This is a genomic window from Pseudacidovorax sp., assembly GCF_017991995.1.
Lineage (GTDB): Bacteria > Pseudomonadota > Gammaproteobacteria > Burkholderiales > Burkholderiaceae_C > Xenophilus.
Genome location: NZ_JAGOPN010000012.1, coordinates 54,301 through 75,739, shown reverse-complemented (window position 1 = coordinate 75,739; position 21,439 = coordinate 54,301). Strand labels below are relative to the sequence as shown.

At 68.0% G+C, this 21,439-nt stretch carries 24 protein-coding genes; 12 read left to right on the top strand and 12 right to left on the bottom strand.

What is annotated here, in order from left to right; translation table 11 throughout:
* Window position 1: 1 nt before the first annotated feature.
* The 4 genes from KBC94_RS16965 to KBC94_RS16950 form a co-directional block, all read right to left on the bottom strand.
* Window positions 2–1,375 carry a phospholipase D-like domain-containing protein gene (locus KBC94_RS16965; RefSeq protein WP_294372617.1) on the bottom strand — a complete coding sequence of 458 codons (1,374 nt, stop codon included), beginning with the start codon at window positions 1,373–1,375 and terminating at the stop codon, window positions 2–4.
* A 34-nt stretch (window positions 1,376–1,409) separates the two neighbouring features.
* Window positions 1,410–2,516 (bottom strand): 5-methyltetrahydropteroyltriglutamate--homocysteine S-methyltransferase, encoded by a 1,107-nt coding sequence (locus KBC94_RS16960; RefSeq protein ID WP_294372614.1) that lies wholly within the window; start codon window positions 2,514–2,516, stop codon window positions 1,410–1,412.
* Between the two features lie 111 nt (window positions 2,517–2,627).
* A complete protein-coding gene (locus tag KBC94_RS16955; protein ID WP_294372612.1) occupies window positions 2,628–3,584 on the bottom strand; it encodes a PDR/VanB family oxidoreductase in 957 nt (318 codons plus the stop codon).
* Window positions 3,581–4,633 carry an aromatic ring-hydroxylating dioxygenase subunit alpha gene (locus KBC94_RS16950; RefSeq protein ID WP_294372610.1) on the bottom strand — a complete coding sequence of 351 codons (1,053 nt, stop codon included), beginning with the start codon at window positions 4,631–4,633 and terminating at the stop codon, window positions 3,581–3,583. The genes KBC94_RS16955 and KBC94_RS16950 overlap by 4 nt, the downstream gene beginning before the upstream one ends.
* Window positions 4,634–4,790: 157 nt before the next feature.
* On the opposite strand from KBC94_RS16950, the gene KBC94_RS16945 reads away from it, so the two are divergent.
* The 7 genes from KBC94_RS16945 to KBC94_RS16915 all read left to right on the top strand — a co-directional run bounded on the left by KBC94_RS16945 (window position 4,791) and on the right by KBC94_RS16915 (window position 11,062).
* On the top strand, window positions 4,791–5,561 hold the full coding sequence (locus KBC94_RS16945) for a GntR family transcriptional regulator (RefSeq protein WP_294372608.1): 771 nt from the start codon (window positions 4,791–4,793) through the stop codon (window positions 5,559–5,561).
* A 192-nt stretch (window positions 5,562–5,753) separates the two neighbouring features.
* Entirely contained in the window at window positions 5,754–6,923 is a 1,170-nt protein-coding gene (locus tag KBC94_RS16940) for an ABC transporter substrate-binding protein (RefSeq protein ID WP_294372604.1), read from the top strand.
* Between the two features lie 275 nt (window positions 6,924–7,198).
* Complete coding sequence (locus KBC94_RS16935) at window positions 7,199–8,071, top strand: branched-chain amino acid ABC transporter permease (protein ID WP_294372601.1); 873 nt, start codon at window positions 7,199–7,201, stop codon at window positions 8,069–8,071.
* Window positions 8,071–9,060, top strand: a complete 990-nt coding sequence (locus KBC94_RS16930) for a branched-chain amino acid ABC transporter permease (RefSeq protein ID WP_294372598.1) — start codon at window positions 8,071–8,073, stop codon at window positions 9,058–9,060. Before KBC94_RS16935 ends, KBC94_RS16930 begins: the two co-directional genes overlap by 1 nt.
* Complete coding sequence (locus KBC94_RS16925; protein WP_294372595.1) at window positions 9,057–9,836, top strand: ABC transporter ATP-binding protein; 780 nt, start codon at window positions 9,057–9,059, stop codon at window positions 9,834–9,836. Before KBC94_RS16930 ends, KBC94_RS16925 begins: the two co-directional genes overlap by 4 nt.
* A complete protein-coding gene (locus tag KBC94_RS16920) occupies window positions 9,833–10,549 on the top strand; it encodes an ABC transporter ATP-binding protein (RefSeq protein ID WP_294372592.1) in 717 nt (238 codons plus the stop codon). The genes KBC94_RS16925 and KBC94_RS16920 overlap by 4 nt, the downstream gene beginning before the upstream one ends.
* 159 nt (window positions 10,550–10,708) lie before the next feature.
* Window positions 10,709–11,062 carry an H-NS histone family protein gene (locus KBC94_RS16915; RefSeq protein WP_017758504.1) on the top strand — a complete coding sequence of 118 codons (354 nt, stop codon included), beginning with the start codon at window positions 10,709–10,711 and terminating at the stop codon, window positions 11,060–11,062.
* A gap of 83 nt (window positions 11,063–11,145) precedes the next feature.
* On the opposite strand, the gene KBC94_RS16910 is transcribed toward KBC94_RS16915, so the two are convergent.
* A complete protein-coding gene (locus KBC94_RS16910; RefSeq protein WP_294372588.1) occupies window positions 11,146–12,135 on the bottom strand; it encodes an NADPH:quinone oxidoreductase family protein in 990 nt (329 codons plus the stop codon).
* Between the two features lie 117 nt (window positions 12,136–12,252).
* On the opposite strand from KBC94_RS16910, the gene surE reads away from it, so the two are divergent.
* From surE to rlmD, 4 genes are all read left to right on the top strand, one after another.
* The gene (gene surE / locus KBC94_RS16905) at window positions 12,253–13,017 is read left to right on the top strand and encodes a 5'/3'-nucleotidase SurE (protein ID WP_017758506.1); all 765 of its coding nucleotides are present in this window, start codon (window positions 12,253–12,255) and stop codon (window positions 13,015–13,017) included.
* A 101-nt stretch (window positions 13,018–13,118) separates the two neighbouring features.
* Window positions 13,119–13,832: a protein-L-isoaspartate(D-aspartate) O-methyltransferase gene (locus KBC94_RS16900; RefSeq protein WP_294372919.1), complete on the top strand. Its 714-nt coding sequence runs from the start codon at window positions 13,119–13,121 to the stop codon at window positions 13,830–13,832.
* 11 nt (window positions 13,833–13,843) lie between these two features.
* Window positions 13,844–14,731 carry a peptidoglycan DD-metalloendopeptidase family protein gene (locus KBC94_RS16895; protein ID WP_294372584.1) on the top strand — a complete coding sequence of 296 codons (888 nt, stop codon included), beginning with the start codon at window positions 13,844–13,846 and terminating at the stop codon, window positions 14,729–14,731.
* Between the two features lie 46 nt (window positions 14,732–14,777).
* Entirely contained in the window at window positions 14,778–16,313 is a 1,536-nt protein-coding gene (gene rlmD, locus KBC94_RS16890; RefSeq protein WP_294372578.1) for a 23S rRNA (uracil(1939)-C(5))-methyltransferase RlmD, read from the top strand.
* A gap of 73 nt (window positions 16,314–16,386) precedes the next feature.
* Here the strand turns inward: rlmD and KBC94_RS16885 are convergent, their stop codons facing one another.
* On the bottom strand, window positions 16,387–17,088 hold the full coding sequence (locus tag KBC94_RS16885; protein ID WP_017758510.1) for a Bax inhibitor-1/YccA family protein: 702 nt from the start codon (window positions 17,086–17,088) through the stop codon (window positions 16,387–16,389).
* Between the two features lie 177 nt (window positions 17,089–17,265).
* Here KBC94_RS16885 and KBC94_RS16880 point away from each other — a divergent pair, with 177 nt between their 5' ends.
* A complete protein-coding gene (locus tag KBC94_RS16880; protein WP_114802402.1) occupies window positions 17,266–17,673 on the top strand; it encodes a heme-binding protein in 408 nt (135 codons plus the stop codon).
* A gap of 204 nt (window positions 17,674–17,877) precedes the next feature.
* Here the strand turns inward: KBC94_RS16880 and KBC94_RS16875 are convergent, their stop codons facing one another.
* The 6 genes from KBC94_RS16875 to KBC94_RS16850 all read right to left on the bottom strand — a co-directional run bounded on the left by KBC94_RS16875 (window position 17,878) and on the right by KBC94_RS16850 (window position 21,378).
* Entirely contained in the window at window positions 17,878–18,063 is a 186-nt protein-coding gene (locus KBC94_RS16875; RefSeq protein ID WP_294372917.1) for a hemin uptake protein HemP, read from the bottom strand.
* 268 nt (window positions 18,064–18,331) lie between these two features.
* On the bottom strand, window positions 18,332–18,745 hold the full coding sequence (locus tag KBC94_RS16870) for a biopolymer transporter ExbD (protein ID WP_294372571.1): 414 nt from the start codon (window positions 18,743–18,745) through the stop codon (window positions 18,332–18,334).
* A 4-nt stretch (window positions 18,746–18,749) separates the two neighbouring features.
* On the bottom strand, window positions 18,750–19,466 hold the full coding sequence (locus tag KBC94_RS16865; RefSeq protein WP_294372567.1) for a MotA/TolQ/ExbB proton channel family protein: 717 nt from the start codon (window positions 19,464–19,466) through the stop codon (window positions 18,750–18,752).
* 19 nt (window positions 19,467–19,485) lie between these two features.
* On the bottom strand, window positions 19,486–20,145 hold the full coding sequence (locus KBC94_RS16860) for a TonB family protein (protein WP_366934728.1): 660 nt from the start codon (window positions 20,143–20,145) through the stop codon (window positions 19,486–19,488).
* A gap of 161 nt (window positions 20,146–20,306) precedes the next feature.
* Window positions 20,307–20,579, bottom strand: coding sequence for a (2Fe-2S)-binding protein (locus tag KBC94_RS16855; RefSeq protein ID WP_043112580.1), 273 nt, complete (start codon window positions 20,577–20,579; stop codon window positions 20,307–20,309).
* 118 nt (window positions 20,580–20,697) lie between these two features.
* Complete coding sequence (locus tag KBC94_RS16850; protein ID WP_294372559.1) at window positions 20,698–21,378, bottom strand: Fe2+-dependent dioxygenase; 681 nt, start codon at window positions 21,376–21,378, stop codon at window positions 20,698–20,700.
* Between the last annotated feature and the right edge of the window lie 61 nt (window positions 21,379–21,439).

The following is a 21,439-nucleotide window of genomic DNA, read 5'->3' as shown; positions in this document are numbered from 1 at the left end:
TTCAGAGCTGGAAAGCGATGGTCAGCAGCAGGCCTTCGGCCACGTCGCGTGCGAGGCCCGGCCTGCGCGGCCGATAGGGTTGACCCGCCGCGGCCAGCGCCTCCACCCAGTCCGACAGCCACGCCACATCCTGCGGGTCGTAGAACACCGTCGCCGCTTCGTGGTTGAGCAGCAGGCTGCGCAGGTCGAGGTTGATCGAGCCGCACAAGGCCAGGTCGTCGTCCACCACGACGGCCTTGGCATGGGCCATGAAGGGCAGCATGCGGAACTGCACGCCAGCCCGCGCCAGGTCGCGCATGGCGCGGCTGCGCACGAAGTCGGCCATGCGGTGGTTGGAGCGCTGCGGGATGGCCAGCGTCACCTGCACGCCGCGCCGCGCCGCCAGCCGAAGCGCATCGCGCAGTCCGTCGCCCGGCACGAAGTAGGGCGAGACCGCCAGGATGCGGTGCTCGGCGCGGAAGCAGGCGCCGATCAGCAGCGACTGGGCCGTGTCCTCGGCCTGGTCGGGCCCGCTGGGCAGGAACTGCACCAGTCGGCCGTCGGTCACGTCCTCGATGGGCGGCACGGGGCGCGGGACTTCGTCGTCGACCGAGGCCCAGTCCTGGGCGAACTGCCGCGCCGCGGCCGCCGCGGCGTCGCCCTGCACGTCGAAGGAGAGGTCGACCCAGGGGCGCTCGCCATCGCCCTTGCCGGTGAAGTACTCGCCCGCCAGGTTGCGCCCGCCGCTCCAGAGCCACCGGTCGTCGGCGATGGTGAGCTTGCGGTGGTTGCGCAGGTTGCGCGGCCCGCCGGCCCGCAGGCGCAGCAGCGGGCGGAACACGCGGACTTCACCGCCGGCCGCGCGCAACGCGTCGAAGTAACGGCGTGGCAGCTGCAGCGCGCCAAAGCCGTCGAGCAGCACCCGCACCTGCACGCCGGCCCGGGCGCGGGCGGTGAGCCGCTCCACCACGGCCTGCCCCAGCGGGTCGCTGCCGATGATGAATGTGCACACGTCCAGCCGCCGCTCGGCGGCATCGATCACGGCCCAGAGCGCCTCGCGTGCCGCCTCGCCGTCACCGTGGAAGCGCAGAGCGCATCGGCTGGGCGGGGCCAGGCCGAAGCTGTCCAGCAGCTCGGCCGCCCAGTGGCCGGGCAGGGCGGCCCGCGCCGGCCGCGGCGGCACGGTGGGACGCAGCTTGCGCTGGCCGAACATCAGGTACGCAGGCAGCGCCATGTAGGGCATCAGCAGCATGCCCAGGACCCAGGCGATGGCGGCTGTGGGCGCCCGCTGCTCGCGTCGGCCGCGGGTGGTCAGCACGTACACGAGCAGGGCCACGGCGACGGCCAGGAAGTGCTCGGAGATGCTGGGCAGCCAGGGCGCGAAGGAGTGGAGCATGGGCCGAGCTTCGCATACCCGGCCCGCCGCGGACTCAGCTTCCCCAGACCTCTTGAGCGGTCTCGATGACCAGGCGCAGCTTCTGCCGCTGCGCTTCGACGGCGATGTTGTTGCCGTGCACGGTGGACGAGAAGCCGCACTGCGGCGACAGGGCCAGCTGCTCCAGCGGCGCGTGCTTGGCGGCCTCGTCGATGCGGCGCTTGAGGTCCTCCTTGCTTTCCATCTCACCGAACTTGGTGGTCACCAGGCCCAGCACCACGGTCTTGCCCTTGGGCAGGAAGCGCAGCGGACGGAAGTCGCCGGAGCGGTCGTCGTCGTACTCCAGGAAGAAGGCGTCGAGGTTCATCTCGGCCAGCAGGGCCTCGGCCACGGGCTCGTAGTTGCCGGCGGCGGCATGGGTGCTCTTGAAGTTGCCGCGGCACAGGTGCATGGCCAGCAGCATGCCTTCGGGCTTGTGGGCCACCACCTTGTTGATGAAACCGGCGTAGCGGTGCGGCAGCTCGTTGGGGTCGTCGCCGCGCTGACGGGCGGCCTCGCGCATCTTCTCGTCGCACAGGTAGGCGAGGTTGGTGTCGTCCATCTGCACGTAGCGGCAGCCGGCGTCGTACAGGCTGCGCAACTCGTCGCCATAGGCCTGGGCCACGTCGTCGTAGAAGGCCGGATCCAGTTCGGGATAGGCCGTCTTGCTGATGCCGGCACGGCCGCCGCGGAAGTGCAGCATCGTGGGCGAGGGAATGGTCACCTTGGGCGTGCAGCCGGCGGCCACCTGGCCCTTGAGGTATTCGAAATCGGCGCGCTGGATGTCCTTGGCGTGGCGCACCTTGTCGACCACGCGGATCACCGGCGGGGCCAGCTCCTCGGTGCCATCGGCCTTCTTGACCGTGACCGGGATGTCGGTCTTGACACCGCCCAACTGCTCCAGGAAGTCGATGTGGAAGTAGGTGCGGCGGAACTCGCCATCGGTGATGCTCTTGAGGCCGACGTCCTGCTGGAACTTGACGATCTCGGCGATGGCCTTGTCCTCGACCTCGCGCAGCGCCTCGGCGCCGATCTCGCCTTTGGCCTTTTTGTCGCGGGCCTCCAGCAGGTATTGCGGGCGCAGGAAGCTGCCGACATGGTCGTAGCGGGCGGGCAGTTGCATGGTGTCTCCTGAGAGGTGAAAAAGGAACGCCGCCTTGTGAGGCGGCGGCCGGGGGATCGTAGCCGTTGGACCCTTTGAATCAAAGGGCCGCGGAGCAGCTTCGCGGGTGCTTCAAAGATCCAGCACCAGCAGCGGCGTCTTCGACCGCGAGCAGCAGGGCGTGAACTGGTCGTTGGCCGCCCGCTCGTCGTCGGTGAGGTAGCAGTCGCGGTGGTCGGGCACGCCCTCCAGCACGCGCGTGATGCAGGTGCCGCACACGCCCTGCTCGCACGAGACCATGATCTCCACGCCCTCGGCGCGCAGGGCCTGCACGATGGTCTGGTCCTTGGGGATGCGGTAGGTCTGGCCGCTGCTGGTGAGCTTGACCTCGAAGGGCTGGTCGCCGCTGGTGTCCTGCGCGGCGGCGGCGAAGTACTCCAGGTGGATCTGTTGCGCCGGCCAGCCGTTGGCCTTGGCGGTGTTCACCACATGGTCGATGAAGCCGCCGGGACCACAGACGTAGATCTGCGTGCCGGGCTCGGGCGTCTTCAGCAACTCGGCCACGCGCAGCTTCTGCGCCTCGGCGCCGTCGTCATGGTGCAGGTGCACCTTGTCGGCGAAGGCGCTGGCGGCGATCTCGTCACGGAAGGCGGTCCGGGCGGCCGACCGCGTGCAGTAGTGCATCTCGAAATCGGCGCCCCAGGTGGCCAGGCGCTGTGCCATGCACAGGATGGGCGTGACGCCGATGCCGCCGGCCAGCAGCAGGCTGCGCGGTGCGTCGTGCAGCGCGAAGTGGTTGCGCGGCGCGCTGATGGTCAGCACATCGCCTTCCTTGACCAGGTCGTGCACGGCCGCCGAGCCGCCGCGCGAGGTGGGCTCGCGCAGCACGGCGATGCGGTAGCGATGGCGCTCGGCCGCGCTGTTGCACAGCGAGTACTGGCGCACCAGCCCATTGGGCAAATGCACATCGATGTGGGAGCCGGCGCCGAAGCCCGGCAGCGGACGCGCGTCCGCGCTCACCAGTTCGAGCGCGACGATGCCCTCGGCCTCCTGCGACTTGCGCTGGACGCGCACCTGCAACGACGTCATGCGGCCACCGCCTCGGCCGCCGGGGCGCGCTCGGAGGCCAGCAGGCGGTCGATGATGCGGCGCGACTGCACGCCGCCCGCGTCGATGTTGAGCATCAGCAGCCGGCGCGCCGGATGGGCCAGCAGCGAGCGTTGCTGCGCTTCGAGCATCTCGGTGTCCTCGGCGAAGACCTTGCCCTGGTTCTCGCGGATCTGGGCGGTGAGCGCCTCGTCCTTGACATTGAAGTTGCGCGCCATGCCCCAGAAGTACCAGTGCGAGGTCTCGGTCTCGGGCGTGATGAAGTCCACCACGATGCTGTAGACCTTCTTGTCGGCCGGCGCGTGGTAGCCGCCATGGCCGGCCAGCGCCACGCCCACTTCGATCATCACGTGACTGGGCGGCGTGAAGCGGCAGACCTGCCAGCGGTCCACCGGCTGGTCGTCGGGCAGGCCGTTGCCGCGCAGGTTGGCTTGCCAGAAGGGCGGCGCCATCACGTTGTCCATGAAGCGGCTGGTGACGACCTGTTCGCCCTCGGTCTTGGTGGTGACCGGCGTCTCGTCGATCTCCTTCTGGCCGATGCTGGTGCTGTGCACGTAGGTCTCGTGCGTCAGGTCCATCAGGTTGTCGATCATGAGCCGGTAGTCGGCCTGGATGTGGTACAGCCCGCCGCCGTAGGCCCAGTCGGGGTTCTGCGCCCATTCCAGGTGGTGGATCTTGGCCGTGTCGGCCTGGGCCTGGTCGCCGGGCCACACCCAGATGAAGCCATAGCGCTCCTCGACCGCGAAGCGCTTGATGCAGGGAAAGCCGCCGACGCGCTGGCCGGGCATGGAGACGGTCTTGCCTTCCTCGCCCATCACCAGGCCGTGGTAGCCGCAGACCAGCTTGCCTTCGCACACCTGGCCCAGCGACAGAGGGGCGCCACGGTGGGGGCAGAAATCCTCGAGGGCGACGACGCGGCCACCCTCGCCGCGGTAGAAGACGATGCGCTCGCCGCAGATGGTGCGGCCGAGCGGCTTGTGGGCGATCTCATCGGGGGTACAGGCCACGTACCAGGCGTTCTTGGGATACATCGGGGGTCCTCGGGAATCGGCTTGGGAATGGCGCGATTATGGAAAGCGATGTTGGCGATGTATACAGAGATGCCGCTCAAATGGCGTGAAACCTAGGGAAAACCACGAATAAGTGCCTTGATCTTTGTCGCAATGTATACAGATAGACTCCCGCCTCATGCCAGAAGCCGCACTCTCCAACGCCGCTGATGCGGGTGCCTCACAGGCCGTGCGGGCGCAGTTGCGGCTGCGCGAGATGATCCTGGCCGGTGAGCTGCCGCCCGGCGAGCGCGTGGGCGAGGTGGCCATCGTCGAGAAGCTGGGCATCTCCCGTACGCCGATCCGCACGGCGCTGGTCCGGCTGGAGCAGGAAGGCCTGCTGCAGGCCCTGCCGCATGGCGGCTTCGCGGTGCGTTCCTTTTCGGAGCGCGAGGTGTCCGACGCCATCGAGCTGCGCGGCACGCTCGAAGGCCTGATGGCTCGCCTAGCGGCCGAACGCGGCGCGGCCTCGGCGTTGCTGGCCCAGGCCGACGAGAGCCTGGCCGACATCGACGCCGTGCTGGCCCGTCCGCGGCTGGACGACGCCGACTTCCTGCGCTACGTCGAGGCCAACCAGCGCTTCCACCGCCTGCTGGGCCAGATGGCCGACAGCAGCGTGCTGCAGCGTGAACTGGATCGCGTGGTGCAGATGCCCTTCGCCTCGCCCTCGGGCTTCGTGGTGGTGCAGGCCAATTCGCCGCAGGCGCGCGACATGTTCATCGTGGCGCAGGACCACCACCGCGCCATCCTCGAAGCCATCCGCCACCGCGAGGGCGCCCGGGCCGAGGCGCTGGTGCGCGAGCACGCGCGCATTGCGCAGCGCAACCTGCGCGCGGCGATGCGCGACCGCGAGGGTCAGCGCCTGCCGGGCGTGGGCCTGATCCGCCCCGATGCGCCGCGCGCGGCCTGAGAGGCCGCGGAGGACGCCGGCCATGAAAGGTACCGTCTCGGTGTCTGTTCCCATGCGGTCCTGCACGGCACGGTCCACAATCGCCGGCGCGTTCGGTGCCGTGCCCGGATCCGCCCGTTCCCACGGGCCCGAGTCGGTGGCTGCGGACCTCTCTTCTTCTTCTTCTTCTTTCTGACCCACGGAGACTTCTTCATGCAAAAGCGATTGTTCGTCCAGGCCACGCTCGCAGCCGCGGCACTGGCCAGTGCACCGGCCTGGGCGCAGGGCACGCCCTTCAAGATCGGTCTCATCCTGCCGATGACCGGCCAGCAGGCCTCCACCGGCCGCCAGGTCGAGGCCGCGGCCCGGCTGTACATGGCGCAGAACGGCGACACCGTGGCGGGCCGCAAGATCGAGCTGATCGTCAAGGACGACACCGGCCTGCCGGACGTGAGCAAGCGCCTGGCGCAGGAGTTGGTGGTCAACGAGAAGGTCAACGTGCTGGCCGGCTTCGGCCTCACGCCACTGGCCCTGGCCGTGGCGCCCATCGCCACGCAGAGCAAGACGCCGCAGGTGGTCATGGCTGCCGCCACGTCGAGCATCACCGAGGCCTCGCCCTTCATCGTGCGCTCCAGCTTCACGCTGCCGCAGGTGTCGGTGGCCATGGGCGACTGGGCACCCAAGAACGGCATCAAGAGCGTGGTCTCGCTGGTCAGCGACTACGGCCCGGGCAACGACGCCGAGAAGTTCTTCACCGAACGCTTCCAGCTCAACGGCGGCAAGGTGATCGAGAAGCTGCGCGTGCCGCTGCGCAACCCCGACTTCGCGCCCTTCCTGCAGAAGGTGCGGGACGCCAAGCCCGATGCACTGTTCGTCTTCGTGCCCTCCGGCGCGGGCGCGGCGGTGATGAAGCAGTTCCTCGAACGCGGCATGGACAAGGCCGGCATCAAGCTGATCGCCACCGGCGACGTGACGGATGACGATCAACTGGCCGACATGGGCGACGGCGCCCTGGGCGTGGTCACTTCGCACCACTACTCGGCGGCGCATCCGTCGGCACTGAACAAGAAGTTCGTCGAGGCCTTCGAGAAGGCCAACAAGGGCATGCGCCCCAACTTCATGGCCGTGGGCGGCTATGACGGCATGCGCGTGATCTATGAAGCCCTGAAGGCCACCGGCGGCAAGGGCGACGGCCCGGCGCTGCTGGACAAGATGAAGGGCCAGATCTTCGAAAGCCCGCGGGGCCAGGTGCTGATCGATGCGCAGACCCGCGACATCGTGCAGGACGTGTACCTGCGCAAGGTCGAGAAGAAGGACGGGGCGCTTTACAACGTGGAGTTCGACGTCATCAAGGCCGTCAAGGACCCGGGCAAGGCCAAGTAACTTGGCTCGCCCCCAGGCTGCGCGGCCCTGAGGGCCGCTCCGCCAACCCCCTGCCGGGGGCGACACCGGTGGCCCGGCAAAGCCGGTTCCACGGTGTCTTGCGGGGTACCGGGTTCTTTTGAACTCTAGGGTGCGCGGCGATTGCGCTTTCCATTGACCGCTTTCCCGCAGGCCGAGCGCGTGTGTTCGGCCATGTTGTTCCTTGTGGCTTGGCCGGCTTGGCGCCTCCCGTACACCCAGCCTCGCCCTCTCATTCCTCTCTCGATGCGGCGCTCATGCTGACTATCCTGTTCGACGGCATTGCCTACGGCATGCTGCTATTCGTGCTCGCCGTGGGGCTGGCGGTGACGCTGGGGTTGATGAACTTCATCAACCTGGCGCACGGCGCCTTCGCCATGGCGGGCGGCTACATCACGGTCTATGCGATGCAGAAGCTGGGACTGCCCTTTCTGCTGTGCCTGCCGCTGGCCTTCGTGCTGACGGCGCTGATCGGCGCGCTGCTGGAGCGCACCCTCTACCGGCCGATGTATGGCAAGCCGCACCTGGACCAGGTGTTGTTCTCCATCGGCCTGGCCTTCATGGCGGTCGCGGGCCTGGACTACTTCGTGGGCTCCTCGCAGCAGAACCTGCAGCTGCCCGAGTGGCTGCGCGGCCGCACGGAGGTCGGCGATGGCGCCCTGCTGCTGGGCATGGGCCATTACCGCCTCTTCATCATTGCGGTGTGCGCAGTGCTGGCGGTGGTGCTGCAGTTGGTGCTCACGCGCACGCGCTTCGGCAGCCGCCTGCGTGCAGCGGTGGACGATCCCACCGTGGCCGCCGGCCTGGGCATCAACGTGAACCAGGTCTTCCTGGCCACCTTCGCGGTCGGCTCGGGGCTGGCGGGCCTGGGCGGCGCGCTGGGCGCCGAGGTGCTCGGCATGGACCCAACCTTCCCTCTCAAGTACATGATCTATTTCCTGATCGTGGTGGCCGTGGGCGGCACCTCGTCCATCACCGGCCCGCTGGCGGCGGCGCTGCTGCTGGGCATCGCCGACGTGGCGGGCAAGTACTTCATTCCCAAGATGGGCGCCTTCACGGTGTACCTGCTGATGATCCTGATCCTGATGTGGCGCCCGCAAGGCCTGTTCACGCGTAAAGGAGGCAAGTGATGGCCGGCCCGCTCAACACTGGCGCCGACTGGCGCGCTCCGCTGCTCGGCCAGGCACGCTGGCGCTGGTGGGAATTCCTGCTCTGGGCGCTGGCCTTCGCCGCGCCGCTGGTGCTGCCGCAGCATGCGCTGATGGTCAACGAGATCGCGATCGTGGCGCTGTTCGCCATGTCGCTGGACCTGGTGCTGGGCTACACCGGCATCGTGTCGCTGGGCCATGCGGCCTTCTTCGGCTTCGGCGCCTATGCCGCGGCGCTGTTCGCCAAGCTGGTCATGCCCGACCCGACCGTGGGCCTGGTGGTCGCCACCGTCCTGGCCGCGCTGCTGGGCCTGGCCGCCAGCGTGACCATCCTGCGCGGCAGCGACCTCACGCGGCTGATGGTGACCCTCGGCACGGCGCTGCTGCTGCTCGAACTCGCCAACAAGCTCGACTGGCTGACCGGGGGCGCCGACGGCCTGCAGGGCGTGGTCATGGGCCCGGTGCTCGGGCTGTTCGACTTCGACCTCTACGGCCGCGTGGCGGCCTGGTATTCGCTGGCGGTGGCGCTGGTGCTCTTCCTGCTCATGCGGCGGCTGGTGCATTCGCCCTTCGGCGCCACGCTGATGGCCATCCGCGACAACCGGCTGCGGGCCATGGCCATCGGCATTCCGGTCACCTCGCGCATGTCGGTGATCTACACCATCGCCGCTGCCGTCGCTGGCGCTGCGGGCGCACTGCTGGCACAGACCACGGGCTTCGCCTCGCTCGATGTGCTGGCCTTCGACCGCTCGGCCGACGTGCTGCTGATGCTGGTCATCGGCGGCGTGGGCTGGCTCTATGGCGGGGTGGCGGGCGCCATCGTCTTCAAGCTGCTGCAGGACACGCTCTCCAGCGTCACGCCGCAGTACTGGATGTTCTGGATCGGCCTGCTGCTGGTGCTGCTGATGCTGGTGGGGCGCGAGCGCCTGCTGCGTCCGCGGACCTGGTTCCGGAAGGGAGGTGCGGCATGACGGCGACCTCTCCCGAGACTCCCGAGATCGTGCTCGAGGCCGAGTCGCTGGTGATGCGCTTCGGCGGCATCACCGCCACCGACCATGTGTCGATGCGCCTGGCCAAGGGCGCGCGCCATGCGCTCATCGGCCCCAATGGGGCCGGCAAGACCACGCTCATCAACCAGCTCACCGGCGTGCTCACGCCCAGCGAAGGGCGCATCCGGCTGCTGGGCGAGGACATCACCCGCCTGGCGCCGCACCGGCGCGTGACGCGCGGATTGGTGCGCACCTTCCAGATCAATCAGCTCTTCGACAGCATGACGCCGCTGCAGACGCTGGCCCTGGTGGTGGCGCAGCACCGGGGGCAGGGCGCCCGCTGGTGGCAGCCGCTGGGCCGCGATGCGGCGGTGGCCGAGCGGGCCGGTGAGCTGCTGAGCCAGTTCCACCTGGCCGATGTGGCGCACACGGAAGTGCGTCACCTGGCCTACGGCAAGCGCCGCCTGCTGGAGATCGCCATCGCCCTGGCCTGCGAGCCGCGTGTGCTGCTGCTGGACGAGCCGGTGGCCGGCGTGCCTGCCGGCGAGCGAGAGGAACTGCTGCAGACGGTGGCCGCGCTGCCGGCCGATGTCTCCGTCCTGCTGATCGAACACGACATGGATCTCGTCTTCAGCTTTGCCAAACGCATGACCGTGCTGGTCAATGGCGCCCTGCTCACCGAGGGCACGCCCGAGGAGATCGCGGGCGACCCGCGGGTGCGCGAGGTCTATCTGGGCCAGACGGAGGTGCACGCATGAGCGGCCCGACGAATGCGCTGTTGCAGATCGAGGGCCTCAGTGCCGGCTATGGCGAGGCCGTGGTTCTCAACGATGTCTCACTGTCGCTGGGGGAGGGCGAGACGCTGGCGCTGCTCGGCCGCAACGGCACGGGCAAGACCACGCTGATCAACACCCTGGCCGGCGCCACGCGCCAGCATGGCGGACGCATCCTGCTGGGCGGCCAGCCGCTGCACACGCTGCCGGCCTACCGCCGTGCGGCGGCGGGCGTCGGCTGGGTGCCGCAGGAGCGCAACATCTTCAAGTCGCTCACCGTGCACGAGAACCTCACGGCGGTGGCGCGCCCCGGCCGCTGGACGCCGGCGCGCGTCTACGAGATGTTCCCGCGCCTGGCGGAGCGCAAGGGCAACCTGGGCACGCAGCTGTCGGGCGGCGAGCAGCAGATGCTGGCCGTGGGCCGCGCCCTGGTGCTCAATCCGCGGCTGGTGCTGCTGGATGAGCCGCTGGAAGGCCTGGCGCCAATCATCGTGGAGGAATTGCTGCGCGCCATTCGCCGGCTGACCCGCGACGAAGGCCTGACGGCCATCATCGTGGAACAGCATCCGCAAGCCATTCTCGCGATTTCGGACCGGGCGGCGGTGCTGGACCATGGTTCGGTGGTCCATCGTGGCGCTGCGGCCGAATTGCTGGCGCAGCCTGTTCTGCTGGATCGCCTGTTGGGGCTGGCCCGCTGAGAGGGCCCGGGCGGGTGCCCGGCACCGACGCCGTTATTGGGATGCGAATACCCTTGTAGTCCGGGGGTATTCAATTCGTGCGCGCCCGCCGTGGCTTGTGGCGTTCAATTCTTGAATTAGAATTCGCGAACTGCTTTCTCAATACAAAGGATTCGAGCAATGGCAACTTTGGCAGAGATCACCGCGCAGATCCAGCAGCGGGACCAGGAAATCGCGGAATTGCGCCGTCAGGCCGAGGAACTGCGTAGCCACGAGCGCGCTGGCGTGATCGAAGAACTTCGCAAGAAGATCGCCGAATACGGCATTACCGCTGCTGACCTCAAGCTGAATGGCCGCGGCGCCGCTACGGGCGCCAAGCGCAGCGTTTCGGCCGCTCCGGCCAAGGCGGCCGCGGTCGTCAAATACCGCAGCCCCACCGGCGAAACCTGGTCGGGTGGCCGCGGTCGCAAGCCCCGCTGGGTGACCGAGGCGCTGGCCGCTGGCAAATCGCTGGACGAGTTCGAAGTCAAGTAAGCAATACACCGCTGCACTTGCTGCAGCGTGAACAAACAAAAATCCCGCGCGCTGCGCGGGATTTTTGTTGACGGGGCGCCGATCTATGGGTTCACCATCACCAGCTTTCCCTTGACCCCACGCGAGCCCATGTGGGCGTAGGCCGCCTTCAACTCGTTCATCGGCATCGTGCGGTCGATCACCGGCTTGATCTTGCCCTGGGCGTACCAGCCGGCCAGTTCTCCCATCATTCGGGCATTGGCCTTGGGCTCGCGCCGCGCGAAATCGCCCCAGAACACACCGACCAGCGATGCGCCCTTGAGCAGCGTGAGATTCAGCGGCAGCGAAGGAATGGGCCCCGAAGCAAATCCCACCACCAGATAGCGTCCGCGCCAGGCGATGGAGCGAAATGCCGGTTCGGCGAAATCGCCGCCCACCGGGTCGTAAATCACGTCGGGTCCCTTGCCATCGGTGGCGTCCTTGATGGCGTCGCGGAAGCCCTGGGGCAGCGCATGCTGGCTGTAATTGATGGTCGCATCCGCACCGATGCTTTTGCACAGCGCGCATTTTTCGTCGGTGGAAGCCGCTGCAATGACGCGTGCGCCCGCCGCCTTGGCGATCTGGATGGCGGAGGTGCCGACGCCGCCTGCGGCGCCGAGCACTAGCACGGTTTCACCCGCCTTGAGCGCGGCGCGATCCATCAGTGCGTGCCAGGAAGTCGCATAGATCATGATGAAGGCGGCCGCGTCCACCATGTCGAATTGCGGCGGCAGCGGCATGCACATGGCTGCCGGCGCCAGCGTGTGCGTACCGAAGCCGCCCGTTCCGGAAAGGCAGGCAATGGGCTGGCCGACCTTCAGGTGGGTGACGCCTTCGCCGACGGCCTTCACGATGCCCGCATATTCGGAGCCGGGCACGAAGGGCAGCTTCGGCTTCATCTGGTATTTGTTCTGCACGATCAGCAGATCGGGAAAGTTCAGGCTGGCCGCCTTGATTTCCACCAGCACTTCGCCCGGACCGGGCTGCGGCGTGGGCAATTCCTTCCAGGTCAGCGCGTCGACGCCGACCGGGTTTTCGCAAAGCCATGCGTGCATGGAATCAGTCTCCGTCTTCATTGAGGCGCAGGCATGATAGGGGGCCGCCTCGCGGCGTTCTTGTCTCTGCGGCGACCCCGTGCCCGTGGGGCTTCGCCTCCTAAAATCCCGCCGCCCATGAAGATCCTCATCTCCAACGACGATGGCTACCAGGCCCCCGGCATCGTGGCCCTGCACGACGCGCTGCGCGAGGTGGCCGATGTCGAGGTCATCGCCCCCGAGCACAACAACAGTGCCAAGTCCAACGCCCTGACCCTGGCGGCGCCGTTGTACGTGCACCGTGCGCACAATGGCTTCCGCTACGTCACCGGCACGCCGGCCGACTGCGTGCACATCGCGCTCAAGGGCCTGCTGGACTACCGGCCCGACCTGGTCGTCTCCGGCATCAACAACGGCGCCAACATGGGGGACGACACCATCTATTCGGGCACCGTCGGCGCGGCCATGGAGGCCTACCTGTTCGGCATCCCGGCAATCGCCTTCTCGCAGACCGAGAAGGGCTGGGCCCACGTCGACGCAGCCGCCCAGGCTGCCCGGCGGCTGGTGGAGCGCATCCAGCGCGAGCGCATGCACGAGCAGCCGGCGTGGCTGCTGAACGTCAACATTCCCAACCTGCCGGCCGAGTCCCTCAAGCCGATCAAGGTCTGCCGTTTGGGCCGCCGCCATGCGGCCGAGAAGGTGATCACCCAGCAGAGCCCCCGCGGCGAGACCATGTACTGGATCGCCGGCGCGGGCGGCGCCAAGGACAGCGGTGAAGGGACCGATTTCCACGCCACCGCCGCTGGCCATGTGGCGGTCACGCCGCTGCAGATCGATCTGACCGACCACGCCAGCCTGGGCGAGTGGCGCGAGGCCGTGCGCCGGCTCGACGCCAGCGACTGAGCCGGACCGACGCAGGAGTCCCGGTGCCGCAGCCTCCACGTTCCCGTCCCACCTTTCCCGTCACCCTCGACCGCGCGCCCGCGCCAGCGGCGCCGACACCTCTGCGGGCCAAGCTGCCCGCGGTTCCGCCGCCGCCACTCAGTGCCACCCCGGCCATGGCCTCCGATGCGGTCCGTCAGCGCATGGTGCGTCGGCTGGCCGCGCAGGGCATCGCCGACGAGCGCGTGCTGCAGGCCATGGGCGCGGTGGCGCGGCATGCCTTCGTCGATGGCGCCCTGGCCGCGCAGGCCTACGAGGACACCAGCCTGCCCATCGGCCTGGGACAGACCATCTCCAAGCCGAGCGTCGTGGCGCGGATGGTCGAACTGTTGCTGGCGGCCCCGGCGCTGGCCGACCAGCCGCAGGCACGGCTGGGCCGGGTGCTGGAGATCGGCACCGGCTGCGGCTACCAAGCCGCTGTGCTCAGCCACGTGGCCCGCGAGGTCTACAGCATCGAGCGGCTGCGCGGCCTGCATGAGAAGGCGCGGGCCAACCTGCGGCCCCTGCGGCTGGCCACCGTGCATCTGCTGCTGGGCGATGGCATGCAGGGCTACCCGGCGGGCGCACCCTACGCGGGCATCATTGCGGCCGCGGGTGGGGCCGACCTGCCGGCGGCCTGGCTGGACCAACTGGCACCGGGCGGGCGCATCGTTGCTCCAGTACAGTCTGGAAATGCGGGCCAAGCACTTGTCATCATTGACAAAACGAACAGGGGGGTTGAGCGCCGGTTTCTTGAGGCCGTCAACTTCGTGCCTCTAAAATCGGGAATTGCATGAAGGAAAGACATATGCAGGGTTCTGGTCGCTGGCACAGGCTGGCTTGGATGGGCGCTGCGGCGGCCTGCGTCGTGCTGGCGGGTTGCGCCTCTTCGCGTGGACCGGCCCCGGTGGAAGATCGCGCGCCCGTGAGTGGGGTGGGCGCCGCGAGCCCGGCGGCGTCGGGACTGCCGACCACGGACGCCAGCGGCAAGCCGCTGCCCGGCATCGAGAACCTGGGCAAGCCGGGTTACTACGCCGTTCGCCCGGGCGACACCGTGCGGCGCATCGCGCTGGATACCGGACACAGCTGGCGGGACATCGTCCGCTGGAACAACCTTGACAACCCCGACCGCATCGAAGTGGGTCAGGTGCTGCGCGTGGTGCCTCCCGTCGCGGGCGCGCCCCTGGTGCCGCCGCCTGCCGTCGCGGGTTCGGGCGCAGGCGCCGTGCCGCCGGCGACGACCACTCCGGTGCCCCCACCGGTGGTGGCCGGCGCGACGCCTCCTGCCAAGCCGGCGGGCAATCCGCCCGCCGCGGGCGGCGAGGATGACCTGGGGTGGATCTGGCCCGCCCAGGGCGCCTTGATCGCCGGCTTCGACGATGCCAAGAACAAGGGCTTGGACATCGCCGGCCGCGCCGGCGATCCGGTGCTGGCGGCGGCCGATGGCAAGGTGGTGTACGCCGGCGCCGGCCTGCGCGGCTACGGCAACCTGATCATCCTCAAGCACAACAACACCTTCCTCACGGCCTACGCGCACAACCAGGCATTGCTGGTCAAGGAAGACCAGTCGGTGCAGAAGGGCCAGAAGATCGCCGAGATGGGCAGCAGCGACGCCGACCGCGTGAAGCTGCACTTCGAGATCCGCCGTCAGGGCAAGCCGGTGGATCCCTCGCGCTACCTGCCGGCGCGGCCTTGAGCATGCGCCGGCCGTCCCCATCAGGGCGGCCGGCGACAATCGGGGGATGACGGATTCCCTCGACAACAAGGACACGCTCCCCACGTCCCCCGCTTCTGCCGACGCCGCTGTGCCCGCTGGCGTCTCGGTCGCTTCTTCCTCTCTCCTCGACCTTCCCGTGCCTCCCGACCGGGCGGCCAGTGCAGCGCTCGAGCCGGGCTGGCTCGCCGTCGAATCGCTCGACCTGGAGGCCCAGGGCGTCGCCCGACGGGAAGACGGCAAGGTCGTCTTCATCGATGGCGCGCTGCCCGGCGAGATCGTCCGGGCCAATGTGCACCGCAAGAAGAACAACTGGGAGCAGGGCCAGCTCACCGACATCCGGCGCGAGTCGCCGTTGCGCGTGCGGCCGGGCTGTCCGCATTTCGGCCTGCACGCCGGCGCCTGCGGTGGCTGCAAGATGCAGCACCTGCACGCCTCGGCCCAGGTGGCTGTGAAGCAGCGGGCCCTCGAAGACAACCTGTGGCACCTGGGCAAGGTGCGGCCAGACACGCTGCTGCGGCCCATCGAGGGCCCGGCCTGGCACTACCGCTACCGCGCCCGCCTGTCGGTGCGCTACGTGCAGAAGAAGGGCACCACCCTGATCGGTTTCCATGAGCGCAAGAGTCGTTACGTGGCCGACATGGAAATCTGCCCCGTGCTGCCGAAGCCGGTCAGCGACATGCTCGTGCCGTTGCGCAGGCTGATCGATTCCATGGACGCGCGGCTGACCTGCCCCCAGATCGAGGTGGCCTGCGGCGATGCCGCGGGCACCACCCGACTTGGCGTCATCGCCCTGGTACTGCGCCACCTGGAGCCGCTGGGTGGAACCGACGGGGACCGCCTGCGCGCCTTTGCCGCGGCGCATCCCGGTGTGCAGTGGTGGCTGCAGCCCAAGGGGCCGGACACCGTCCACCTGCTCGACGAGGCCGTGCCTGACCTGGCTTATGAACTGCCTGAATTCGGCATCACCATGCCCTTCCGGCCCACCGACTTCACCCAGGTCAATCCGCACATCAACCGGGTGCTCGTCTCCCGCGCCCTGCGCCTGCTCGACGTGAAGCCGGAGGAGCGCGTGATCGACTGGTTCTGCGGCCTGGGCAACTTCACCCTGCCGCTGGCCACCCAGGCACGCGAAGTCCTGGGCATCGAGGGCAGCGAGACGCTGGTGGCCCGTGCCCGTCACAACGCGGCCGAAAACAGGCAGGCCGCGCAGCGGCCCTGGGGCAAGGCGGATTTCGTCGCCCGCAACCTGTTCGAGATGACGCCCGAGATGTTGGTGGCGGACGGGTATGCCGATCGCTGGCTGGTCGATCCGCCGCGCGAGGGCGCCTTCGCGCTGGTGAGGGCGCTGGCCGACCTGCATCAGCAGCCTGAACTGCGCACCGGGGGCTGGACGCCGCCCCGGCGCATCGTCTACGTCAGCTGCAACCCGGCCACGCTGGCGCGCGACGCGGGCCTGCTGGTCCATCAGGGCGGCTACCGCTGCACCTTTGCCGGCGCGGTGAACATGTTCCCGCACACCGCACACGTCGAGTCCATCGCCGTCTTCGACCTGGCAGATTGAGAGGGGCGGATCGTCCGCAAGCAAAGGGGCCCGCGTGGGCCCCTTTTTCCGTTTCAGTGCGCTCGGACGGGCGTCAGTCGCGCTCGCCTCCGAAGATGCCCAGCAGGGCCAGCAGGCTCTGGAAGACGTTGAACACGTCCAGATAGAGCGCGAGCGTGGCGCTGATGTAGTTGGTCTCGCCGCCGTCGATGATCTGCTTCAGGTCGTACAGCATGTAGGCCGAGAAGATGCCGATGGCCGCGACCGAGATCGCCATCATGCCGGCGCTGGAGCCGATGAAGACATTGATGATCGAGCCGACGAAGAGCACCAGCACGCCCACGAACAGGAACTTGCCCATGCCGCTCAGGTCCCGCTTGATCACCGTGGCCAGCGATGCCATCACGAAGAACACGCCAGCCGTGCCCGCGAAGGCGGTCATCACCAGCTCGGAGCCGTTCTTGAAGCCCAGCACCATCGCGATCAGCCGCGACAGCATCAGTCCCATGAAGAAGGTGAAGCCCAGCAGCACGGGCACGCCAGCGGCCGAGTTCTTGGTCTTCTCGATGGCGAACATGAAGCCGAAGGCACCGGCCAGGAAGACCACCAGGCCGAGCCCGCCCGTGAGCGCGGCTGTGATGCCGGTGGCCACGCCGAGCCAAGCGCCCAGTACGGTGGGAATCATGCTCAGCGCGAGCAGCCAGTAGGTATTGCGCAGAACGCGGTGGCGCTCTGCCTGGGGCAGCACCTGGCCGTAGCCGGCCGGTGTGTCGAAGGTGGGGGCTCTGTCGTTCATGGCAAAACTCCTGAAAGGGTTGAGGGGACTGCTTGACGGGCAGTTGCAGGTCATTCTAGGAAAGATCAAGGGCAGCGCCGGCATATCCGGACGGCGCGTCGCCCTTTGGAACCATGGGGTCTTGCAGGCGCACGGGGGTGCGGGGCGCAGGGGACGCATCCTGTATTCTTCGGCCCCATGAAGACCAAGCACTTTCTCGAACTCGAAGACGTCAAGAAGATCGCCGCCGCTGCCGAAGCGGAAGCCGTCAAGAACCAATGGGCCGTGACCATTGCCATCTGCGACGACGGCGGCCACCTGCTGTGGCTGCAGCGCCTGGATGGTGCCGCGCCCGTGTCGGCCCACATCGGCCCGGCCAAGGCCCGCACGGCCGCCCTCGGTCGTCGTGAGAGCAAGGTCTATGAAGACATCATCAATGGCGGCCGCACCGCCTTCCTGTCGGCCCCCACGGTGGACGGCCTGCTCGAAGGTGGCGTGCCGATCGTCAAGGACGGCCAGGTGATTGGCGCGGTGGGCGTCAGCGGCGTGAAGTCCAACGAGGACGCGCAGATCGCCAAGGCGGGCATCGCGGCCATCGGCCTTTAACAGGACTGCCGGCGGCCTTGGCCGCCGCGCCCATGAAAAGCGCCCCGCCGGGCAATGCCGGCGGGGCGCTTTCGTTTGGACATCAAGACGCGTTCAGCGCAAAAAAAGGCGTGGCTGGTCGAACACTGGCTGGCCAAAAACGACCCTTGGAGAGTCAGATCTCCTCGAGTCGCCCCACGATGAACGGTCGGGGCAGACGCTGCATCACTTGGTCAGGATGAGCTTGCCGAGTTTGGTGGCCTGTAGGCGATAGAGCGAGCCGTTGTGCAGGATACCGATGGTCTTCTGGCCCTTGAGCAGCTCGCTGCTTTGCAGCAGTTGGGCCGGGGAGGGGGTGATGTGTGCCGATGCGCCACTGCCGCCCTGGTCGAGCGAAGGATGGCTGAGCACTTTCTGGGAATGCGAGGACTGGGCTTGCACGGGATGGACCTTTCGAATCGGATCGGTGAAGCGGATGAGCAAATGATAACGATTCGCACTTATAAAAGCAATCGTCGTCATGAGTTTTTTTGAAGGCAAACCGCCAGCGGGTCCGGCCGGCTCGATTCGGCCCGGCGCGGCCGCCCGCAGGGGTCGCTCTTGGAGGCGTGCCAAAGAAAAAGCCGGCTGCTGCCGGCTCGTTCAGGATGCGCCCGCCTTCCGCACGGGTCTCAGGAAGTTACTGCGGCGTCGGATCGGTGATGAAACCGATCTTGTGCACGCCGGCCTTCTGGGCGGCGGCCATGGCCGTGGCGACGCGTTCGTAGCGCACGTCCTTGTCGCCGCGGATGTGCAGTTCAGGCTGCGGATCGCGCGCGCCTTCGGCCGCCAGGCGCGACACCATCGTCGCGTCGTCGATCTTTTCCTGGTTCCAGAAGTAGCTGCCATCGGCGGCCACGCTCAGCTGGATGGTCTGCGGCTTGGTCTCCTCGCGCTCGTTGGTGGCGCGCGGCAGGTCGATGTTCACCGCATGCTTCATCACCGGTACGGTGATGATGAAGATGATGAGCAACACCAGCATGACGTCCACCAGGGGCGTCATGTTGATCTCGTTCATCACGTCGTCGGCTTCGTCCTGGGTTCCGAAGGCCATGGCATCAGCCCTTCTTGAGCGGCAGGATGGTGGCCGCCTCGCCACTGGCCTGCACCCGGCCACCTGTGACGAAGTAGGCGTGCAGGTCGTGGGCGAAGCTGTTGAGCTTGTTCAGCACGAACTTGTTGCCGCGCACCAGCGCGTTGTAGCCCAGCACGGCAGGAATGGCCACGGCCAGGCCCAGCGCCGTCATGATCAGCGCTTCGCCGATCGGGCCGGCCACCTTGTCGATGGTGGCCTGGCCCGCGGTGCCGATGCCCAGCAGCGCGTGGTAGATGCCCCAGACGGTGCCGAACAGGCCGATGAAGGGCGCCGTCGAGCCCACCGACGCCAGGATGGCCAGGCCGCCCTGCAGGCGCGCCGTGAATTCGTCGATGGCATTGCGCAGGCAGCGAGTGATCCAGTCGCTCACGTCGAGCGCGTCGTGAAGGTGCGCCTTGGTGTTGCGATGGTGGGCGGCGGCCTCGCGGCCTTCGAGCGCGAGTACGCGAAAGGGGTTGCTGTCGTCCTTGCCCAGCTTGTCCAGCGCCGCGGCGAAATCCTCGCTGTGCCAGAAGTTGCCGGACTGCCGTGCCATGCGCTTGTAGCGCACGATGTCGATCGCCTTGACGAGGATGACGATCCACGATGCGAGGGACATGCCCAGCAGCAGCAGGGCCACGGCCTTGGTGACGAAGTCGCCCTGCGTCCAGACGTGCATCAGGCCAAATTGGGAATCCATAAATACTCCAGCGAAAAGATCAGTTCAGGACGAAGTTGAAGGGGGCGCGCAGCAGGTACACCGTCTGGGCGTCGCCGCCGCCCAACTGGCGGAAGGGCGTCACCTGCGCAGTCATGGCCGCGCTCAGCGCGGCCTGGTCCAGCCGCTCGTAGCCGCTGGACTTGGCGATCTCGGCCCGCTTGGCCATACCGTCGGCATTGAAATAGACGGCCACCACCACGGTGCCCGTCTCGCCGAGCTTGCGGCTCATGGTCGGGTAGGTCGCGCGTGGTTCGCGCACGTAGGTGGTCTGTCCCTGCGTGACCTCCACCAGCCGCGGTGCCGGCGGCGCGACCGGTGCAGGTGGCGCGACGGGGGCGGCAGGCGCCGGCGGCGCGGGTGGCATGGGCGCCGGCGCGGTGACGGGCGGCGGCTCCACCACGCCGGTGGGCGCGTTGGGAGCCGGCACCGGCTTGGGCTCCCGGATCGCAATCGGCCGGGGCGGAGGCTTGGGTGCCTGCTTCTGCGGTGGAGCGGGCGGCGGCGGTGGGGGCGGCGGCGGTGGTGCCGGCCGGGGCGGCTCGATGATCTGCGCCAGGATCTCCACCGGCACGATCACTTCGGCGGCCTTGCGGATGAGCCCGCTCTGCAGCGCCCAGAGCGCTGCGGCATGGAAGAGCACCACGCCGCCGACGATCAAGGTCGTGCGGGAGACGCCGAGGGGAGAAGAGGGGGGAGAGGAAAAGCGGCTCGACACGGTCAACCCAGAAACACAGCCCGGCCATGCATGCAGAGCCGGTGAGCGTAGATCAGAAAAGAGGATCTAGCGGCGCAGTACCCACCAGACCGAGCCGGCGAAGATCAGGCCGCCGACGAGGGCTGCGACGAATTCCATGCTTTGCTCTCCGTGATGGCAGTGGCAAGCTGGATCGCGCGGGGTTCGATGTCGCTGTGAAGGGCGGCAACCGGATGCGACGCACTGCATTGGGCCACCACGTCGCGGGCACAGGTTTCGCAGCGGCCGCACTGGGTGGCCACACCGAGCTCGAATTGGATCTCGTCGAAACTCATGCCTGCACGGGCATGCCGCACGATCTCGCGGTCCGACACTCGGCGGCATACACAGACGATCATGGCGGTGGCTGCAGTTGGCTGGCTGTGAGGAAGAAGTTGGACGATTATAAATACGAATTTCTCGCATTCGCAATCTCTATCCTCACTGCAAAGAAGGGTGTCTTCGATGGGGCGTGAGCTACACCTCGGCCCACATCCGCAGCAGGTTGTGGTATGTGCCGGTCAGCGCCACCGTCTCGTCGGTCTCGCCGAGGCGGGCGCGCAGGCTCTGGATGTTCTGGTCCAGCTCGAACAGCAGTCCGCGGCGGGCGTCGTCGCGGACCATGCTCTGCAGCCAGAAGAAGGAGCACACCCGCGCGCCGCGCGTCACCGGCTGCACGCGGTGCAGGCTGCTCGACGGATACAGCACCAGGTCTCCCGCGGGCAGCTTGACCTCGTGCGTGCCGTAGGTGTCGACCACCTCCAGTTCGCCGCCGTCGTAGTCCTGTGGGTCGCACAGGAAGAGCGTGCACGACAGGTCCGTGCGCAGCTGTCCGCCGCCGCCCGGCAGGGAGCGCACCGAGCCGTCAACATGCAGGCCATAGGTCTCGCCGCCCTCGTAGCGGTTGAACATCGGCGGCACCACCCGCAGAGGCAGGGCCGCCGAGAAGAATTGCGGATGCCGGGCCAGCGCCTCGCGGATCACGCCGCCCAGTTCCTGGGCGACGGGCGACTGCTCCGAGAGCTGCCGGTTGTTCTTGACCCGCGCGCCCTGCGGGCCCGCCGAGTCGCGGCCGTCGATCCACTCGGCGGCGTCCAGCGCCGCACGCAGCTGCCGCACCTGCTCGGGGTTCAGGACTTCGGGGACATGGACCATCATGGTGTCGTTCTCCTCGACAAGCGAAAAACCCGGCCAGGCGGCCGGGTGGATGGGGACTGCG

What these genes read in the sequence shown, in the direction of transcription:
- KBC94_RS16965 (WP_294372617.1), bottom strand. Translation starts at nt 1,375, where the DNA reads ATGCTCCACTCCTTCGCGCCCTGGCTGCCCAGCATCTCCGAGCACTTC.
- KBC94_RS16935 (WP_294372601.1), top strand. Translation starts at nt 7,199, where the DNA reads ATGCTGACTATCCTGTTCGACGGCATTGCCTACGGCATGCTGCTATTC.
- KBC94_RS16865 (WP_294372567.1), bottom strand. Translation starts at nt 19,466, where the DNA reads ATGGATTCCCAATTTGGCCTGATGCACGTCTGGACGCAGGGCGACTTC.
- KBC94_RS16945 (WP_294372608.1), top strand. Translation starts at nt 4,791, where the DNA reads ATGCCAGAAGCCGCACTCTCCAACGCCGCTGATGCGGGTGCCTCACAG.
- KBC94_RS16870 (WP_294372571.1), bottom strand. Translation starts at nt 18,745, where the DNA reads ATGGCCTTCGGAACCCAGGACGAAGCCGACGACGTGATGAACGAGATC.
- KBC94_RS16925 (WP_294372595.1), top strand. Translation starts at nt 9,057, where the DNA reads ATGACGGCGACCTCTCCCGAGACTCCCGAGATCGTGCTCGAGGCCGAG.
- KBC94_RS16955 (WP_294372612.1), bottom strand. Translation starts at nt 3,584, where the DNA reads ATGACGTCGTTGCAGGTGCGCGTCCAGCGCAAGTCGCAGGAGGCCGAG.
- KBC94_RS16950 (WP_294372610.1), bottom strand. Translation starts at nt 4,633, where the DNA reads ATGTATCCCAAGAACGCCTGGTACGTGGCCTGTACCCCCGATGAGATC.
- KBC94_RS16855 (WP_043112580.1), bottom strand. Translation starts at nt 20,579, where the DNA reads ATGATCGTCTGTGTATGCCGCCGAGTGTCGGACCGCGAGATCGTGCGG.
- KBC94_RS16930 (WP_294372598.1), top strand. Translation starts at nt 8,071, where the DNA reads ATGGCCGGCCCGCTCAACACTGGCGCCGACTGGCGCGCTCCGCTGCTC.
- KBC94_RS16850 (WP_294372559.1), bottom strand. Translation starts at nt 21,378, where the DNA reads ATGATGGTCCATGTCCCCGAAGTCCTGAACCCCGAGCAGGTGCGGCAG.
- KBC94_RS16895 (WP_294372584.1), top strand. Translation starts at nt 13,844, where the DNA reads ATGCAGGGTTCTGGTCGCTGGCACAGGCTGGCTTGGATGGGCGCTGCG.
- surE (WP_017758506.1), top strand. Translation starts at nt 12,253, where the DNA reads ATGAAGATCCTCATCTCCAACGACGATGGCTACCAGGCCCCCGGCATC.
- KBC94_RS16880 (WP_114802402.1), top strand. Translation starts at nt 17,266, where the DNA reads ATGAAGACCAAGCACTTTCTCGAACTCGAAGACGTCAAGAAGATCGCC.
- KBC94_RS16910 (WP_294372588.1), bottom strand. Translation starts at nt 12,135, where the DNA reads ATGCACGCATGGCTTTGCGAAAACCCGGTCGGCGTCGACGCGCTGACC.
- KBC94_RS16960 (WP_294372614.1), bottom strand. Translation starts at nt 2,516, where the DNA reads ATGCAACTGCCCGCCCGCTACGACCATGTCGGCAGCTTCCTGCGCCCG.
- KBC94_RS16915 (WP_017758504.1), top strand. Translation starts at nt 10,709, where the DNA reads ATGGCAACTTTGGCAGAGATCACCGCGCAGATCCAGCAGCGGGACCAG.
- rlmD (WP_294372578.1), top strand. Translation starts at nt 14,778, where the DNA reads ATGACGGATTCCCTCGACAACAAGGACACGCTCCCCACGTCCCCCGCT.
- KBC94_RS16885 (WP_017758510.1), bottom strand. Translation starts at nt 17,088, where the DNA reads ATGAACGACAGAGCCCCCACCTTCGACACACCGGCCGGCTACGGCCAG.
- KBC94_RS16920 (WP_294372592.1), top strand. Translation starts at nt 9,833, where the DNA reads ATGAGCGGCCCGACGAATGCGCTGTTGCAGATCGAGGGCCTCAGTGCC.
- KBC94_RS16940 (WP_294372604.1), top strand. Translation starts at nt 5,754, where the DNA reads ATGCAAAAGCGATTGTTCGTCCAGGCCACGCTCGCAGCCGCGGCACTG.